General features: G+C 46.7%; 17 protein-coding genes. All 17 read left to right on the top strand.

The features are described from left to right. Window position 1: 1 nt before the first annotated feature. The 17 genes from gldC (at window position 2) to BUB18_RS19550 (ending at window position 15,660) form a co-directional block, all read left to right on the top strand. Window positions 2-349: a gliding motility protein GldC gene (gldC, locus tag BUB18_RS19630; protein WP_073084352.1), complete on the top strand. Its 348-nt coding sequence runs from the start codon at window positions 2-4 to the stop codon at window positions 347-349. A gap of 21 nt (window positions 350-370) precedes the next feature. Further along, window positions 371-820 carry a GatB/YqeY domain-containing protein gene (locus tag BUB18_RS19625; protein WP_073084350.1) on the top strand — a complete coding sequence of 150 codons (450 nt, stop codon included), beginning with the start codon at window positions 371-373 and terminating at the stop codon, window positions 818-820. A gap of 108 nt (window positions 821-928) precedes the next feature. Then, window positions 929-1,471, top strand: coding sequence for a CvpA family protein (locus tag BUB18_RS19620; RefSeq protein WP_073084349.1), 543 nt, complete (start codon window positions 929-931; stop codon window positions 1,469-1,471). A 69-nt stretch (window positions 1,472-1,540) separates the two neighbouring features. Continuing rightward, on the top strand, window positions 1,541-2,308 hold the full coding sequence (locus BUB18_RS19615; protein WP_073084347.1) for an alpha/beta fold hydrolase: 768 nt from the start codon (window positions 1,541-1,543) through the stop codon (window positions 2,306-2,308). A 128-nt stretch (window positions 2,309-2,436) separates the two neighbouring features. Beyond that, window positions 2,437-3,099: a CBS domain-containing protein gene (locus BUB18_RS19610; protein WP_073084346.1), complete on the top strand. Its 663-nt coding sequence runs from the start codon at window positions 2,437-2,439 to the stop codon at window positions 3,097-3,099. A 54-nt stretch (window positions 3,100-3,153) separates the two neighbouring features. Beyond that, the gene (locus BUB18_RS19605; protein WP_073084344.1) at window positions 3,154-4,566 is read left to right on the top strand and encodes a POTRA domain-containing protein; all 1,413 of its coding nucleotides are present in this window, start codon (window positions 3,154-3,156) and stop codon (window positions 4,564-4,566) included. 12 nt (window positions 4,567-4,578) lie between these two features. Continuing rightward, window positions 4,579-5,469 (top strand): NAD kinase, encoded by an 891-nt coding sequence (locus BUB18_RS19600; RefSeq protein ID WP_073084342.1) that lies wholly within the window; start codon window positions 4,579-4,581, stop codon window positions 5,467-5,469. A 70-nt stretch (window positions 5,470-5,539) separates the two neighbouring features. Beyond that, window positions 5,540-6,406 carry a type IX secretion system protein PorG gene (gene porG, locus BUB18_RS19595; RefSeq protein WP_073084340.1) on the top strand — a complete coding sequence of 289 codons (867 nt, stop codon included), beginning with the start codon at window positions 5,540-5,542 and terminating at the stop codon, window positions 6,404-6,406. Window positions 6,407-6,624: 218 nt separating this feature from the next. Next, window positions 6,625-7,386 carry an isoprenyl transferase gene (locus BUB18_RS19590; protein WP_073084338.1) on the top strand — a complete coding sequence of 254 codons (762 nt, stop codon included), beginning with the start codon at window positions 6,625-6,627 and terminating at the stop codon, window positions 7,384-7,386. Beyond that, a complete protein-coding gene (locus BUB18_RS19585) occupies window positions 7,367-10,126 on the top strand; it encodes a BamA/OMP85 family outer membrane protein (protein WP_073084337.1) in 2,760 nt (919 codons plus the stop codon). The genes BUB18_RS19590 and BUB18_RS19585 overlap by 20 nt, the downstream gene beginning before the upstream one ends. A 69-nt stretch (window positions 10,127-10,195) precedes the next feature. Continuing rightward, window positions 10,196-10,711, top strand: a complete 516-nt coding sequence (locus tag BUB18_RS19580) for an OmpH/Skp family outer membrane protein (protein WP_073084334.1) — start codon at window positions 10,196-10,198, stop codon at window positions 10,709-10,711. A gap of 58 nt (window positions 10,712-10,769) precedes the next feature. Beyond that, complete coding sequence (locus BUB18_RS19575; RefSeq protein WP_073084332.1) at window positions 10,770-11,279, top strand: OmpH/Skp family outer membrane protein; 510 nt, start codon at window positions 10,770-10,772, stop codon at window positions 11,277-11,279. A 173-nt stretch (window positions 11,280-11,452) separates the two neighbouring features. Then, window positions 11,453-11,608: a 50S ribosomal protein L34 gene (gene rpmH, locus BUB18_RS19570; RefSeq protein ID WP_012788729.1), complete on the top strand. Its 156-nt coding sequence runs from the start codon at window positions 11,453-11,455 to the stop codon at window positions 11,606-11,608. Between the two features lie 11 nt (window positions 11,609-11,619). Further along, window positions 11,620-12,057 (top strand): ribonuclease P protein component, encoded by a 438-nt coding sequence (locus BUB18_RS19565; RefSeq protein WP_317043091.1) that lies wholly within the window; start codon window positions 11,620-11,622, stop codon window positions 12,055-12,057. Between the two features lie 12 nt (window positions 12,058-12,069). Beyond that, the gene (gene yidD / locus BUB18_RS19560; RefSeq protein ID WP_073084329.1) at window positions 12,070-12,300 is read left to right on the top strand and encodes a membrane protein insertion efficiency factor YidD; all 231 of its coding nucleotides are present in this window, start codon (window positions 12,070-12,072) and stop codon (window positions 12,298-12,300) included. Between the two features lie 15 nt (window positions 12,301-12,315). Beyond that, entirely contained in the window at window positions 12,316-14,016 is a 1,701-nt protein-coding gene (locus tag BUB18_RS19555) for a S41 family peptidase (protein ID WP_245805704.1), read from the top strand. A 261-nt stretch (window positions 14,017-14,277) separates the two neighbouring features. Then, on the top strand, window positions 14,278-15,660 hold the full coding sequence (locus BUB18_RS19550) for a Gfo/Idh/MocA family protein (RefSeq protein WP_073084325.1): 1,383 nt from the start codon (window positions 14,278-14,280) through the stop codon (window positions 15,658-15,660). Window positions 15,661-15,669: the final 9 nt, after the last annotated feature.

The following is a 15,669-nucleotide window of genomic DNA, read 5'->3' as shown; positions in this document are numbered from 1 at the left end:
CATGAGTAAGACATCTACCATACAGATCCAGGTTGGACTGGACGAGAATAAGATACCCGAATCAATAGCCTGGAGTGCAACGGATAACAGGGAAGAGCGTATGACCAAAGCCAAAGCGATGATGGTTTCCTTCTGGGACCCGGCTGAAAAGGCTGCGCTGCGTATAGATCTGTGGACAAAAGATATGATGGTAGACGAAATGGCCGACTTCTTTTTCCAGACCCTGATGACCATGGCGGATACCTACGTGAGAGCTACCCAGTACAAAGACCAGGGTGAAGAGATGCGCGCTTTTGCAAAGGATTTCTATCAGAAATTCCAGGACAAACAGGCGGCTGAACAAAAATAATAATCCATTAAAATTAACCATATGTCATTAGAACTGACTATCAACGCAGAGATCAAAGCTGCGATGCTGGGCAAAAAAGAGGCTGACCTGCGCGCACTGCGTGCAATTAAGGCGGCGATCCTGCTGGCTAAAACAGCAGAAGGTGGCAACGGTGAAATTACCGAAGCCGAAGAAAGCAAAATTTTACAGAAGCTGGCTAAACAACGCCGCGACTCCCTGGATATCTTCAGACAGCAGAACAGGGAAGACCTGGCGGTGAAGGAAGAAGAGGAGCTGGTAGTGATTGAGCGTTTCCTGCCTAAACAGATGGATGAGGCGGAACTGCGCGCTGCGCTGAGTCAGATTATTACGTCTGTAGGCGCTGCTTCACCTGCCGATATGGGCAAAGTGATGGGCGTAGCTACCAAGCAACTGGCGGGCAAGGCCGACGGAAAGGCTATTTCTGCTATGGTAAAGGAATTATTGAAATAATAATATAAAGGGGCTTTATCATTCCGGCGGCAACTTCGGTGTCGCCGGGCGGCTTCCTCGCTGCATCTGAAAGGTGCTATTGATAAAGCCGCTCTTCCAAATTCGCCCATGCCGATAGATGTACTCTTCGCCATTATCATGGTTTTTGCCATATACAAAGGGTTTACACGGGGCCTGATCGTCGCCGTGTTTTCCATGATCGGCCTGGTACTGGGCATGGTCGTAGCACTAAAACTCAGCGCGGTTACAGCATTATACGTACAACAACACTGGAACCTACACTTCATCTGGCTGCCTGCACTTTGTTATATTTGCCTGTTTCTGGCCGTAGTATTGTTGGTGCGATTGGGCGCCACCGCTCTGCAAGGCATGGTAGAGCTGGTTTTGCTGGGCTGGCTCAATAAATTGGGTGGAATTTTATTGTATAGCGCCATTTTTATAATAATTTACAGCGTTTTGCTGTGGATGGCCAACCAACTGTACTGGCTCAGTCCCGAAACCAAATTGCAGTCTGTAGTATATCCCTATATTGAAAAAGTAGGCCCGTGGACAGTGGATAATATAGGAAAGGTGATCCCTCTTTTCAGAGATCTGTTCACACAATTGCAGGCTTTCTTTGAAGAAGCAGCCCACCATATTCAACCTAGTTGACTCTCTTCAAAGATTATTTAGATTAATAAAAAGAATTATTTTAGCGTAAAATTGACTCAAGATTAGGCAATGGATTACGAAATCAAAACACAGGGTAAATTTAGTTTTATAGAAGAAGGAGAAGGTGAACCACTGCTGCTATTGCATGGATTATTCGGTGCGTTGAGTAACTTCTCGCACATGATCGAATATTTCAAGCAGTACAATAAGGTGGTTATCCCGATGCTACCCCTGTATGATTTAAACATCCTGGAAACATCCGTTGGCGGCCTGGCTAAATATGTTCACAAGTTTGTGGAAGCCAGAGGTTACACCAACATTCACCTGCTGGGTAACTCCCTCGGTGGGCATGTCGCACTCGTATACCTGCTCAAGCATCCTGAAGCTCCTGTGAAATCGCTGATCCTCACCGGCAGCTCCGGCTTGTTCGAAAACGGTATGGGCGAAACCTATCCTAAACGTGGCGACTATGAATACATCCGCAAGAAAGCAGAACTTACTTTCTACGATCCTGCCATCGCTACCAAAGAGCTGGTAGATGAAATGTTCGAAATCGTTAATAACCGACTCAAGGTAATCAAGATCATCACCCTGGCAAAATCCGCCATACGGCATAATCTGGGCGATGAACTCCGTGAAATCAAGCAGCCCACCATGCTGATCTGGGGTAAAAATGATACGATCACCCCGCCAATGGTGGGTGAAGAGTTCCAAAAATTAATTCCAAACTCCCAACTGGAGTTCATAGACAAGTGCGGGCACGCACCTATGATGGAAGTTCCCGGTGAATTTAATGTGATCCTGCATAAGTTTCTGGATAGTTTAAAGAACAAATAGACCAACTTATTGGTATAGAATAGCATGCGTGTGCAATGCTATTGCAGCATGCCCTGACAGGCCTGTTCATGGAAATTGTTTTTCTGTTGGGATTTTCTTTGTTATTATTGTAGTAAGAATACACGACGATGATTGCCAGAGAACTCATATCTACCACTATTCCTGTACTGCATCCAAACGATGCGGGCACAGAAGCATTGCGGCTGATGAACGAGTTCCACGTGACCCAGCTGCCATTGGTAGTGGAGGATAAGTATGCAGCATTGATCGACGAAGATACCGTGCTGGACTGGGAAGATCCGGATATACTCCTGGAAGCAGCGCCATACGGTAACCTTAAACCCGCCATCCCTGAACAGGCACACCACCTCGAAGCACTTAAACTGTTTTATGAGTTTAAGCTCTCCGTGCTGCCCGTTGTTTCAAAAGATAATGATTACCTGGGACTGATCTCCAAAGATACTCTCCTGGCTGCACTGGCGCAGTTTAACGCCGTGAAAGACCCCGGAGGCCTTATCGCACTGGACCTCGACCCGCGTGATTACAGCCTGAGTGAAATTGCCCGCATCGCTGAATCCAACGATGTAAGCCTGCTCAGCGTTCAAACCATTACTGATCCGCAAACCGGCCGGCTCGAAGTATTACTCAAAACTAACCGTCTTGATCTCCAGGCCCTGGTAGCCACTTTCGAACGTTTTAACTACACCATCAAATACCTCTTCTCCGAAGCCCAGGAAGAAGACCTCGTCAAAAAGAATTATGATCTGTTGATGAATTATATCAGCATGTAATTTCCATCGCCAATTTATTATATTTGGTTTTAGTCATTAATTTTTTGTGCCTACATGCTGAGACGCTGCTGCTTTTTGCTGGTAATATTGTGCCTGCTTGGAATCGTGTTGCCCGTGGCAGCCCAAAATACCAGTGATACCCCAGATAACCAGGGATATCTTATTGTTAAAAATGTAATCATCACCGGGAATAAGAAAACTCGTACCACCATCATCCTCCGGGAATTAAGTACCGTGCCGGGAGATACGATCTACCTTAAAGATCTCGCTGAAACACTCGAGGAACGCCGCAAGCAGCTCCTCAATACCTCCCTGTTCCTGAATGTGACCGCCAACGTTAAAAACTGGGACGGGGATCATGCAGACCTTGTTTTTGATGTGTGGGAGAGATGGTACACCTTCGCTTTCCCCATTTTCAAGCTGGCGGACAGGAACTTCAACCAATGGTGGGTAGAGAAAAATCATAGTCTCGACCGCGTAAATGTGGGGGTTAAAGGTTCCCAGGGTAATCTCACCGGCCGCAACGACGAACTCAATGCCGGTATCCAGGTAGGTTATACCCAGCGGATTTCCTTTTCCTATTCAGTACCGTATATTGATAAACGTTACCGCCATGGCCTGGGCATCTCCTTTGCGTACAGCCGTAACCGCGAGGTAAACGACAGTACGGATTTTAATAAGCAGCTCTTTTTCCGCCAGGATGGCTTTGTGCGGCAAATATATAATGTAGGGCTCACCTACAGCTATCGACCCGGCATCAATACCCGCCATAAGGTGATACTGGCCTATAACTATGAAAAAGTGGTGGACTCCGTGGCCATCCTCAACCCGGATTACCTGGGCGACGGGCGTACCCGGGTGAATTACCTCGACCTGGTTTACCGCATGGAATATGTGAAGGCAGATAGCTGGCAGTATCCGCTGAAAGGCCTGCGGGTGATGGGGGAGATAGGTAAAAGAGGCTTTGCAGGACTCAATGATATCAATGATTTTCGTATACGGCTCAACGTTGCCAAATACTGGCAGCTGGCGGCCAAAACATATCTGGCTGCAGGTTTACGCAGTATGGCCAAGTTCGGGGCGGATCAGCCGTATATTAACCGCCAGGCAATGGGTTATGGCGATGATTACCTCCGGGGCCTCGAATACTTTGTAGTGGATGGTACAAGCTTCGCCATTGTGAAAACCAGCTTGCGCCAGGAGGTGCTATCCACCCGTTTCCGGCTGCCGGTAGTGCCTAAAAAATTCAGTTCTGTGCCGCTGCGGATCTTTGTAAAAGCATATGGCGACAGTGGTTACAGTTACTCCAAATTCCCCGGCAACGGCGAGTTAAATAACCGTATGTTGTATAGCGGCGGCTTTGGGCTCGACATCGTTTCCTTCTACGATACCTGTCTTCGTATAGAGTACAGCTTTAACCAGTTAGGGCAAAAAGGCCTATTTTTACACACGAGTATAGATATGTAAAGTTTAACAGGTATGCAGGTAGCACTATATAGCAGAGGATTTATCACAGAAGACATCACAAATATCCGCTTATTGCTGGATGAACTGCATCGCGTAGAAATTACGGCGATCCTGTATGAACCTTTCTATCGTACGCTGGTACAGCATATTAATTTTGAAGTGCCTCCCAACGTTTTTTTTACCGCGGAGGAGCTGCCTGGTAAAATAGATTTTCTAATAAGTTTAGGAGGAGATGGAACGCTGCTGGATACCGTTTGCTACGTCCGGGATACGAATATTCCGGTGATCGGTATCAACTTCGGGCGCCTCGGGTTTTTAGCGAGCATTGGTAAAGATGAGATCCATGGGCTGGTGCAGGCCTTATTGAACCGCACCTATATCGTGGATACCCGTAGCCTGGTGCACCTGGATGCCAATATTCCCCTGTTTGGCGATATTCCGTATGCGCTGAATGAGTTTACCATTCACAAGAAAGATACTTCCGCGATGGTAAAAATTCATACCTACCTGAACGGAGAGTTCCTGAATACCTACTGGGCTGACGGCCTGATTGTGTCCACCCCAACCGGTTCTACCGGGTATAGCCTCAGCTGTGGCGGTCCTATTGTATTTCCGGATGCCGGCAACTTTGTCATCACGCCGGTGGCACCGCATAACCTCAATGTAAGGCCCATCATTGTGCCGGACGATAATGTGATTTCCTTTGAAGTGGAGGGCCGTAGCGACCAGTTCCTTTGCACCCTTGATTCGCGGATGGAAACGATTGACAGCAATGTGCAGCTGGCTATACGAAAAGAGTCGTTCAAACTCAGTCTGTTACGACTGGATGACAGCAATTTTCTGCACACCCTCCGGAATAAGCTGCTTTGGGGTATTGATGCCCGTAATATGATCAAGATTTAGGTGCCGGTAAAATTTCCTGCCTCACATATTAAATAAATCCTGTATTGTAGCGTTTAAGTATAACTGATTTATGCGCAAGAAACTTTTATATCCTGGAAACTTCGTATCTGCATGGCTGTTAGCGGCGGGATTGCTGCTGTCGGGGAGCGTTGCTGCCCAGAATGAACTGGAATATGTGGGGGAGCTGGGTGTTTCGGTAGGAACGGCTCATTATTTTGGCGATCTGAATACCCGCAGGGCGCTGAATGCCATGAAGCCATCCGTAGGTATTTATTACCGGAAGTATTTCAATGATTATGTGGGCGTTAGGGCACATGGCAGGTATATGCAGCTGGGTTATTCCGATGTGTATAACGATAATGAGTTTCAGCGGCGCAGGAACCTGAGTTTCAATAGCAATCTGTTTGAGTTGGCTTTTCAGGGAGATTTTAATTTTTTCCGGTTTGAGCCCGGCTCGTTAGATAGAAGATTTTCGCCATATTTCACAGGGGGGATCAGTGTATTTCACTATAATCCGTATGCTTATCTGAACGGCCAGAAATATTTTTTACAGCCGCTGCACACGGAAGGGCAGGGGACTTCGGTGTATCCGGAGCGAAAACCGTATAGTCTGCTGAGTTATGCCTGGCTGATCGGAGGTGGTTTCAAATACAATATTTCCAGGAAGGTGAATGTGGCCATAGAGGCGGTGTACCGGTATACAGAAACCGATTACCTGGACGATGTGAGTACCACTTATGCCGGGGCTTCGGCGTTTCCGCCGGTGTTCAACGGGCAGCCTTCGGTGGCTTATCAGTTGCAGGACCGGTCGGGTGCCGTAGGTACTCCTCTGGGCGAAAAGGGCTTCCAGCGCGGCAATAGCCGGGATAAGGACCAGTTTATAACTATCGAGCTCTCCATTAGCATATTATTTACCTCTTATCACTGCAAATTTTAGATACCTTTGCCCGGCTTTCTACCGGCGGGCAAACTTTCCCGTTAAACAGCCAAACAATACCTGCGAATTCTCTGGAATGCGCTATGGTGCTGTATTCGCTGTTAAAACTACGTTAAAAACCCCTGCCGCGTTTGGCTAAAAAAGTCATTACTCTATTTTTGTATCTTTGCACACTTTTAGTAAATCTGTTATAATCTGTTAATATACGCCTGACACAAATGAGTTTGAAGGATAAATTGGACTTACAGCGGCTACCGAAACACATCGCCATCATCATGGACGGGAATGGCCGTTGGGCTAAAGAGAGGGGACAGGACAGGCTGTACGGGCATCACGAAGGGGTTGAAAGTGTGCGCAATATAGTAGAGACCTGTGCAGAACTGGGGATCGGTTATCTGACCCTGTACGCTTTCTCCACCGAAAACTGGGACCGCCCGGTTTATGAGGTGAATGGGATTATGGAATTACTGGTAAACACTATCCGTAAGGAGGTGAATACCCTTTCAAAAAATAATATCAGGCTGAATGTGATCGGGGATCTGGACATGTTGCCAGCCCAGGCCAAGCAGGAAATGGAAGAAGCCATCGCGCTGACCAGCCATAATACTGGCCTGACTCTTATAATGGCCCTGAGCTATAGCGCCAGGTGGGAAATTGTGAACGCGGCCAAAAAAATTGCAGCTGATGCACAAAAAGGTATATTGGACCCGGCCACTGTTTCCGCCGATGTATTCGAGAAATATCTCTGTACCGCCGGATTCCCGGATCCGGAGTTAATGATCCGTACAAGTGGAGAATGCAGGATCAGTAATTTCCTTTTATACCAACTGGCTTATGCGGAACTGTATTTTACAGATACCCGCTGGCCTGACTTCCGCAATGAGAATCTTTACGAAGCCATCTTAAATTACCAAACCAGAGAAAGGCGTTTTGGCAAAACAAGCGAACAAATTCAGCAGAATGAAGAAATTATTTCCTAAGGGCCTACTGGCTATAGCATTATGTTGTGGCGCCGGGATCCGTGTATCCGCACAAGTCAAAGATACCGTACCCCCACCTCCAACACCTGCTGATCCTCAGTACACATTCCCCAGTAATGTGAGTACCCCGCAACAGTACGAGATTGCAGATATTACCGTTACCGGTACCCAATATCTCGATAAGTCATTACTGCTGTCTCTGTCCGGCCTCAACGTAGGCGATAAGGTGGTATTCCCTGGTGGTGATCAGTTTGCAAAAGCCTTGCAGAGCCTCTGGTCACAGCGCCTGTTTGCAGGTGCCTCCATCAATGTTACCAAAATCGAAGATGGTAAGATCTGGTTGGAAATTGACCTGGTGGAAATGCCACGTATCGGAAGCTTCGCCTTTAAAGGGATTAAAAAAACAGAAGCAGATGAAATCGCCGGTAAAGCAGGTATTCGTAAAGGAAACGTGCTGAGTGAAGGTGTAAAACAAAACGTAATTGGTACCGTACATAAGTACTACGCGGATAAAGGCTTCGGTAACGCTACCATCCGTGTGGACCAGCGTATCGACAGCGGCGCCGTGAACAGTGCCATTATCGTTTTCACCATCGATAAAGGAAATAAAACCCGTATCAACAATATCAACATTGTTGATAACTACAATATCGCTGATAACAAGCTGAAAAAGCGCATGAAAGGTACCAAGGAAATGACCCACATTACCTTGCACCCAGACAGAGAAGTGCTTTACAAGGATTCCATCCCGCAGCCGGACAACTTCTGGCAAACCTACGGTTTCCTGCAGCCTACCAGGGCGCTGGAGCAGCTGGATCCTTATTTCCGTTTTAAATTGTTCAGCTCTGCCAAATTCAACGAAGGTAAATACATAGAAGATAAAGGTAAGCTCATCGCTTACTACAATAAGAATGGTTACAGGGACGCGTTACTGGTAAAAGACACCACTTACAAATCTGCCAGCAAAAACCTGAATATCGATATCCAGGTTTCTGAAGGTAAAAAGTACTACTTCGGGGACATCACCTGGAAAGGTAACGTAAGGTATAACGACTCCACCCTGACCAAAATCCTCGGTATCAAAAAAGGAGACATCTATAACCTGGAACTGTTGGAAAAGCGCCTGGGTAAGCAGATGTCGCAGGAAGGTGGTGATATCACCAGCTACTACATGGACTATGGTTACCTGTTCTTCCAGATCGATCCGGTAGAAACAGCGATCCATGGCGATACCATCGATTATGAAATCAGATTGCGCGAAGGACCGCAGGCTACCATTAAGGAAGTGCGTATCGCTGGTAACGAAAAAACCAACGAGCACGTAATCCGCCGTGAGCTGCGTACCATTCCGGGGGAAAAGTTCTCCCGCCAGGATCTGATCCGTTCCAACCGTGAGATTGCCAACCTGGGCTTCTTCAACCCTGAAAAGATTGGTATGAACCCGGTACCTAACGTACAGGATGGTACAGTGGATATTGATTATACAGTAGAAGAGAAGGCAAACGACCAGCTGGAACTTTCCGCGGGCTGGGGTGGTTACATCGGTTTGACCGGTACCCTCGGTGTTACCTTCAACAACTTTTCCCTGAGAAATATCTTTAGAAAAGAGACCTGGGATCCTTTACCAAGTGGTGATGGCCAGAAACTTTCTATCCGTGTATCTTCTAACGGTAAGGCATATCGTTCCTATAACTTCTCTTTCACTGAGCCGTGGCTGGGTGGTAAGAAGAGAAATATGCTGAGCGTAAGCTTCTACAGCAGCTATCAGAACCCATATGCTTACAACGATTACTACAAGCAACTGTATAACGATACTACCACTTCGCCAAACGGAAGCTTCCGCGTATTGGGTGCCTCTGTAGCGCTGGGTAAGCAGCTGAAATGGCCGGATGACTATTTCTCCCTGCAATATTCACTGAACTATCAGCAGTACCGCCTGAAGAACTATAACTACTTCGGTATTCCGGGATTTGCGAATGGTAATGCAAATAACGTGAACCTGAAGCTGCAGCTGGCTCGTTCTTCTGTGGACCAGCAGATTTTCCCGCGCAGTGGTTCCAACTTTATGCTGAGTGCACAGTTCACACCACCTTATTCCCTGTTTAATCCGGATAAGGACTATAAGGCAGAACCAATTGCTGACCAGTTTAAATTTATCGAGTACCAGAAATATCGTTTCAATGCCGAGTGGTATGTGCCTTTGAGCAAACCAATGGGTAGCGATAATAAAACCTTCGTATTGAAAGTAGCTGCCAAATTTGGTTACATTGGCCGTTACAATAACAGAACTACCTTGTCACCATTTGGTCGCTTCGAGCTGGGTGGCGATGGTTTGAGTAACTTCGCGATCTATGACCGTGATATCATTTCCCAGAGAGGTTATCCGGTGTATTATACCTCCAACCCGAATGTGAATCCTGAAAGCGGTCAGCCGGTGGGTTACGAAGGTTTCACCGTATTCAACAAGTACGTGATGGAGCTGCGTTATCCTTTCAGTTTGAACCCAAGTTCGACCATCTTCGGTCTGGCTTTCGTGGAGGCAGCAAATGGTTATCGTGACATCCAGGATTACAATCCTTTTAGGCTGCGTCGCTCTGCTGGTCTGGGTATGCGCTTCTACCTGCCTATGTTTGGTTTGCTTGGATTTGACTATGGTATAGGATTTGACAGGATACAGCCTGGTCAGGGTCTGAAGAACGCGGCTAAGTTTACCTTTATGCTCGGTTTCGAACCCGAATAATGAGAAAATAAATTATATATTGCATGAATTAACCCGGCTAACCGGGATGCAGTTTAAATCCTATGTAGCATGAAGAAAATATTTATTACAATGGCCTTTATACTGGCCGCAGCGTGGGGAGCAAGTGCACAGCGCTATTGTGTGATAGATACAAAATATATACTGGAAAGTATTCCTGAATACAAGGAAGCGCAGACGAAACTGGATGCTGTTGCTGACCAGTGGCAGAAAGAAATTGATGCCAAGTTTCAGGAGGTAGATAAGATGTATAAATCTTATCAGGCGGAGCAGGTAATGCTCACCGAAGAATTAAAGCAAAAGAGAGAAGCCGAAATAGTAGCGAAAGAGAAAGATGCCAAAGACCTGCAAAAGAAACGTTTCGGTTATGAGGGAGATCTGTTTAAGAAAAGAGAGGAGTTAGTAAAGCCTATTCAGGATAGAATATATAATGCCGTTCAGAAGCTCGCTGCCAGTAGAATGTTTGATTTCGTACTGGATAAATCAGGTGGGGCAACCGTTATATTTTACGATCCTAAACTGGATAAAAGTGACGAGATTCTTAAATCCCTCGGCGTAAAGAAATAAAGCTGGCACCTATTTTTTAACTATAAGTATTTAAATTTTTTTAAACACAGACAACATCATGAAGAAGTTCGTTATTATTGCTTTTGTGGCAGTATCCGGTTTGTTCAGCGTAAATGCAATGGCACAGGCTAAAATAGCGCATATCAATGCTCAGGCACTGGTAACTGCTATGCCTGAAACTGCAAAAGCAGAAACTGAATTGCAAACATTCGCTAAATCTCTCGAAGGAGACGGTAAAGCGATGTATGATGAATACCAGAAAAAACTCGCAGAATTCAACGACAAGGCAGCTAGCATGACTGATAATATGAAGGAGATCAAAGCTAAGGACCTGCAGGATATCCAGAAACGTATCCAGGACTACAGCGAAGCTTCTCAGAATAAAATTCAGGAAAAACAGGCTCAGTTGCTGAAACCAATCTACGATAAAGCCCGCAAGGCTATCGAAGACGTAGCTAAAGAAAAAGGTTACGGTTATGTGATCGACAACAGCAATGGTATGCTGCTGGTTTCTCCTGCAGGCGACGATATCCTCGTTCCTGTAAAGACTAAACTGGGCATCAAATAATTGATAATCAATATATTGAGAATGGAATGTGGTCTAATTCCACATTCCATTTTTATTTTCCGGCAATAATTTTCGCATTTCAAAAAAAATCTGCTACCTTTGCCTTCCGTTTTAAAAAACAGTTTCCCTTAACGGGAGTTTTAGTATAGTACAGGTAAAAACAAATAAAAGAAATGAAACGTACTTTTCAACCGCATAACAGACGCAGAAAGAGCGTTCACGGCTTCAGAAAGAGAATGGAAACTGCTAATGGCCGCAAGGTACTGGCTTCCCGTAGAGCAAAAGGTCGTAAGAAGCTGACTGTTTCTGACGAACGTAAGCTGAAATAATTAGTAGCTAAATACTATTTGCCATAAAAACTTATTCTTTTAAAAAGGAAGAAAGGTTAAAAAGCAGAAAACTTATTGAAACGCTTTTTCGGGAAGGAAAAGCGTTTTCTGTTTTTCCGTACAGGGTGGTTTATATGCCGGTAGATGCACTGCCGGCAGGTAAGCACCCTGTACAGGTAGGCTTTAGCGCCTCTACACGGCGGTTCCCACATGCTACCGACAGAAACCGGGTCAAACGATTGACCCGCGAAGCCTGGCGCCTGCAAAAGCACCAGCTCTATGAACAGCTCCAGTCTCAGTCCCGTAAACTGGCTGTATTCCTGATCTACACCGACAAAAATATCCAGCCCTTTTCTACCGTCCAGAGCAAAATTTCGGTAATTTTAAGGAAACTGGCAGCCACTGGCGAACCAACCGTTCCCCCGCTGCCTCCCATTCCTAATTATTGATAAAAGTAGTTTATGAACCGTGTTGTGCGCTGGTTGGGTTATCCTTTCATATTCCTCATTAAACTTTATCAGTGGCTCATATCCCCCTGGCTGGGAGCAAAATGCCGCTATACCCCTTCCTGCTCCAACTACGGACTCGAAGCCTTTAAAAAATATGGCCTCTTTAAAGGAGGCTATCTCACCATAAAACGTATCTTGTCATGCCACCCCTGGGGCGGCCACGGTTATGACCCAGTGCCATAACCCGCCAACGACAATTTGTTCAACTATCGTAACCTTCGTATGGGTAACTTCCTGACCAGAAAAAAGAAACTCGTCTGCGGCATCCTGGTGCTGCTGAGCACCGCTACCGGTATATTCGCCTTCGACGAAAACAATAAATACTTCCTGATTGTCAAAAACCTGGATATTTTCGCCGCTTTCTACCGCGAGCTGGACACCTACTACGTTGATGACCTGCCGCCTGAAAAAACCATTCAAAAGGGGATTGAGGCCATCCTCGATGAAACGGACCCGTATACCGACTTCATCGCAGAAGAAAACCTCGATGAACTCAAATATATGGCCACCGGCAAATATGGCGGCGTAGGTGCCTCCATCAATACCAACGGAGAATGGACGAGCATCACCGATATATATCCCGGCAGCCCTATGGATAAAGCCAATGTGAAACCCGGAGATATCATCGAATCAATGGACGGTAAATCCATGAAAAACATCGCACAGGACAGTATCAGCAAACTCCTGAAAGGCACACCTGGCACCACCATCGACATCGTATTCCGACACCCGCTGACCAACGCCACTACCACCAAAAAAATAGCACGGCAGGAAATCAACGTGAAACCGGTATCCTACTCAGGATTCGTGAAGAACGATATCGGCTATATCAAAATGACCCAGTTCACCGAAAACTCCGGTGACATGGTGCGCAAAGCCTTTGAACAGCTCAAACGAACTAACCCGGGCATCAAAGGTATCATCCTCGACCTCCGCAGTAATCCCGGCGGCCTGCTGGACGAAGCCGTGATTGTAGCCAATACCTTCGTGGATAAAAATAAACTGATCGTAAGCACACGCGGCAAGGTGAAAAACTGGGACCGTACCTACGAAACCAGCGGCGCACCAGCTGATTTGCATATTCCATTAGCTGTCCTTACCAACCACTCCTCTGCATCCGCCGCTGAAATTGTAGCAGGTTCCATGCAGGACCTCGATCGTGGTATCATCGTAGGGCAACGTTCTTACGGGAAAGGCCTCGTACAAACCACACGCAGCCTGCCTTATAACACCAAACTGAAAGTAACCACCGCAAAATATTATACGCCCAGCGGCCGCTGTATCCAGGCCATCGACTACTCCCACCGCGGAGAAGATGGTAGCGTGGACTACGTAGCCGACTCCATGAGGAAATCATTTAAAACCATCAGCGGCAGAACCGTTAAAGATGGCGGCGGTATAGAGCCGGATGCAAAGGTTGATCCTACCTACCTGAGCCCGGTTGCCGTGTCACTGCTTCGCAAACAGTTCATTTTCGATTATGCTACACAGTACTATTATAGTCACCCTAAAATAGCGGCTGCTACAGCCTTTAGTTTCTCTGATGCCGACTTCGAGGATTTCGAACGTTTCCTGGAGAACAAGGACTATAGCTACAAAACACGTAGTGAAGATGCACTGGAATCTTTCAAAACCACTGCCCGAAAAGAAAAATACTATGACGCAGTGTCCAAAGACCTGGAAGAGCTGGAGCAAAAGCTGAAGCACGACAAAAAGCAGGACCTGCTGAAAAATAAAGAAGAGATTAAACGCCTCCTTGAAGAGGAAATCGTAAACCGGTACTATATGATGGAAGGCCGCATTGCCAAAGGCCTTCAGTCGGATAACGAAGTAAACAAAGCAATTGCTTTACTGCTGGATCAGCCGGCTTATAAAAAACTGCTGACGCCGGCAAAATAGGAAGGCAGACATTTTTTTGGGAAGGAATCACCAGGCCTGTGGCACGGTGATTCCTTCCCTTTTTGTTGGCCGAAGGCCAGCAAAAAGAAAGTTCGGATCAGCATACACGGGGGTGCCAGGCCAGGCGCCTGCCGCGGTTTTTTCATTCGCTGAAGGCGAATGAAAAAACCGCCTATGTAAAACTTCTCCCTATACTTTGCAAGTATTAGCAATTGTCCCTATCTTAAGCTATCATCATTTTAAAAAGCTAAAAGGGTACTCATGCCAGTAAATTCCAACGAAAACTCCCGCAGGAATTTTATCAGCAAATTTGCCAAAGGGGTAGTAGGCGCATCACTGCTCCCCAACATCATTACGGCGGCTGATAGAAAGCGGAACATCGAATCACTATCACGACTAAACGAAAAGTACAGTGCCAATGATCAAATCCAGATTGCACTCATCGGTGCCGGCGGTATGGGCACTGCAGATGCCAACACAGCCATTACGGTACCAGGTGTAAAACTGATTGCAGCCTGTGATCTGTACGACGGCCGACTGGCCGATGCCAAAAAGAAATGGGGCGGTGACATCTACACTACCCGTAATTACAATGAAATACTGGAACGTAAAGACATCGACGCGGTGATCATTGCTACACCTGACTTCTGGCATAAAGAGATATCTGTGGCTGCCATGAACAAAGGCAAGTCCGTATACTGCGAAAAGCCGATGGTACACGATATCACCGAAGGTCCCGCAGTAGTAGATGCGCAAAAGCGTAACAACGTAGTGTACCAGGTGGGAAGTCAGGGTATGAGCTCTCTCGGCAATGAGAAGGCCAGGCAGCTGCTCGCTGAAGGTGCCATTGGTAAACTCAATTACGCCGAAGGTTTCTGGGCACGTATGTCGCCAACAGGCGCATGGCAGTATCCGATTCCTGCGGACGCTTCCACCAAAACGGTTGACTGGGATGCTTACCTGAAAAACGCCCCCAAGCGCGATTTCGACCCGCTGCGTTTTTTCCGCTGGCGTAACTACCGCGATTATGGTACCGGTGTTTCCGGCGACCTGTTCGTGCACCTGTTTTCAAGTCTGCATTTCGTAACAGGCTCCGTAGGCCCTGATAAGGTTATGGCTACTGGTGGCCTCCGTTACTGGAAAGATGGAAGAGAAGTACCGGATATCATGCTGGGTATGTTCGACTATCCTGAAACCGCCATACACCCTGCATTTAACCTGTCGCTCCGTGTCAACTTCGTAGACGGTACCGGTGGCACCAACTATCTCAGGATGGTGGGCAGCGAAGGTTCCATGACAGTAGAGTGGGATAAGGTAACCCTTTACAAGAACCGCAACGAGGTGGATAACAACGATCCGCTGACCGCTACTAAAAACAACGCTAATACCGGAAAATCGTATGTATATGACCGTAAGTCCATGCTGCCACCGGAGAAACTGGTGTACGAGGCAGAGCAGGGCTACAAAGGCGCACACTTCGATCACTTCTATAACCTGTTCAACGCGATGCGCAACAAAGGTAAAGTAGCAGAAGATCCGTTATTCGGCTTCCGCGCGGCGGCACCTGCATTGCTGTGTAACGACAGCTATTTCAACAACAAGATCATCAAATGGGATCCAAACAATCTTAAAGTAGTGAGCTAATTCTTAAAT

The organism is Chitinophaga jiangningensis (genome assembly GCF_900142605.1).
Classification (GTDB): domain Bacteria; phylum Bacteroidota; class Bacteroidia; order Chitinophagales; family Chitinophagaceae; genus Chitinophaga; species Chitinophaga jiangningensis.
The sequence above is the reverse complement of the archived record's forward strand: the minus strand, read 5'-3'. Positions and strand labels throughout refer to the sequence as shown.

What these genes read in the sequence shown, in the direction of transcription:
- gldC (WP_073084352.1), top strand. Translation starts at nt 2, where the DNA reads ATGAGTAAGACATCTACCATACAGATCCAGGTTGGACTGGACGAGAAT.
- BUB18_RS19625 (WP_073084350.1), top strand. Translation starts at nt 371, where the DNA reads ATGTCATTAGAACTGACTATCAACGCAGAGATCAAAGCTGCGATGCTG.
- BUB18_RS19620 (WP_073084349.1), top strand. Translation starts at nt 929, where the DNA reads ATGCCGATAGATGTACTCTTCGCCATTATCATGGTTTTTGCCATATAC.
- BUB18_RS19615 (WP_073084347.1), top strand. Translation starts at nt 1,541, where the DNA reads ATGGATTACGAAATCAAAACACAGGGTAAATTTAGTTTTATAGAAGAA.
- BUB18_RS19610 (WP_073084346.1), top strand. Translation starts at nt 2,437, where the DNA reads ATGATTGCCAGAGAACTCATATCTACCACTATTCCTGTACTGCATCCA.
- BUB18_RS19605 (WP_073084344.1), top strand. Translation starts at nt 3,154, where the DNA reads ATGCTGAGACGCTGCTGCTTTTTGCTGGTAATATTGTGCCTGCTTGGA.
- BUB18_RS19600 (WP_073084342.1), top strand. Translation starts at nt 4,579, where the DNA reads ATGCAGGTAGCACTATATAGCAGAGGATTTATCACAGAAGACATCACA.
- porG (WP_073084340.1), top strand. Translation starts at nt 5,540, where the DNA reads ATGCGCAAGAAACTTTTATATCCTGGAAACTTCGTATCTGCATGGCTG.
- BUB18_RS19590 (WP_073084338.1), top strand. Translation starts at nt 6,625, where the DNA reads ATGAGTTTGAAGGATAAATTGGACTTACAGCGGCTACCGAAACACATC.
- BUB18_RS19585 (WP_073084337.1), top strand. Translation starts at nt 7,367, where the DNA reads ATGAAGAAATTATTTCCTAAGGGCCTACTGGCTATAGCATTATGTTGT.
- BUB18_RS19580 (WP_073084334.1), top strand. Translation starts at nt 10,196, where the DNA reads ATGAAGAAAATATTTATTACAATGGCCTTTATACTGGCCGCAGCGTGG.
- BUB18_RS19575 (WP_073084332.1), top strand. Translation starts at nt 10,770, where the DNA reads ATGAAGAAGTTCGTTATTATTGCTTTTGTGGCAGTATCCGGTTTGTTC.
- rpmH (WP_012788729.1), top strand. Translation starts at nt 11,453, where the DNA reads ATGAAACGTACTTTTCAACCGCATAACAGACGCAGAAAGAGCGTTCAC.
- yidD (WP_073084329.1), top strand. Translation starts at nt 12,070, where the DNA reads ATGAACCGTGTTGTGCGCTGGTTGGGTTATCCTTTCATATTCCTCATT.
- BUB18_RS19550 (WP_073084325.1), top strand. Translation starts at nt 14,278, where the DNA reads ATGCCAGTAAATTCCAACGAAAACTCCCGCAGGAATTTTATCAGCAAA.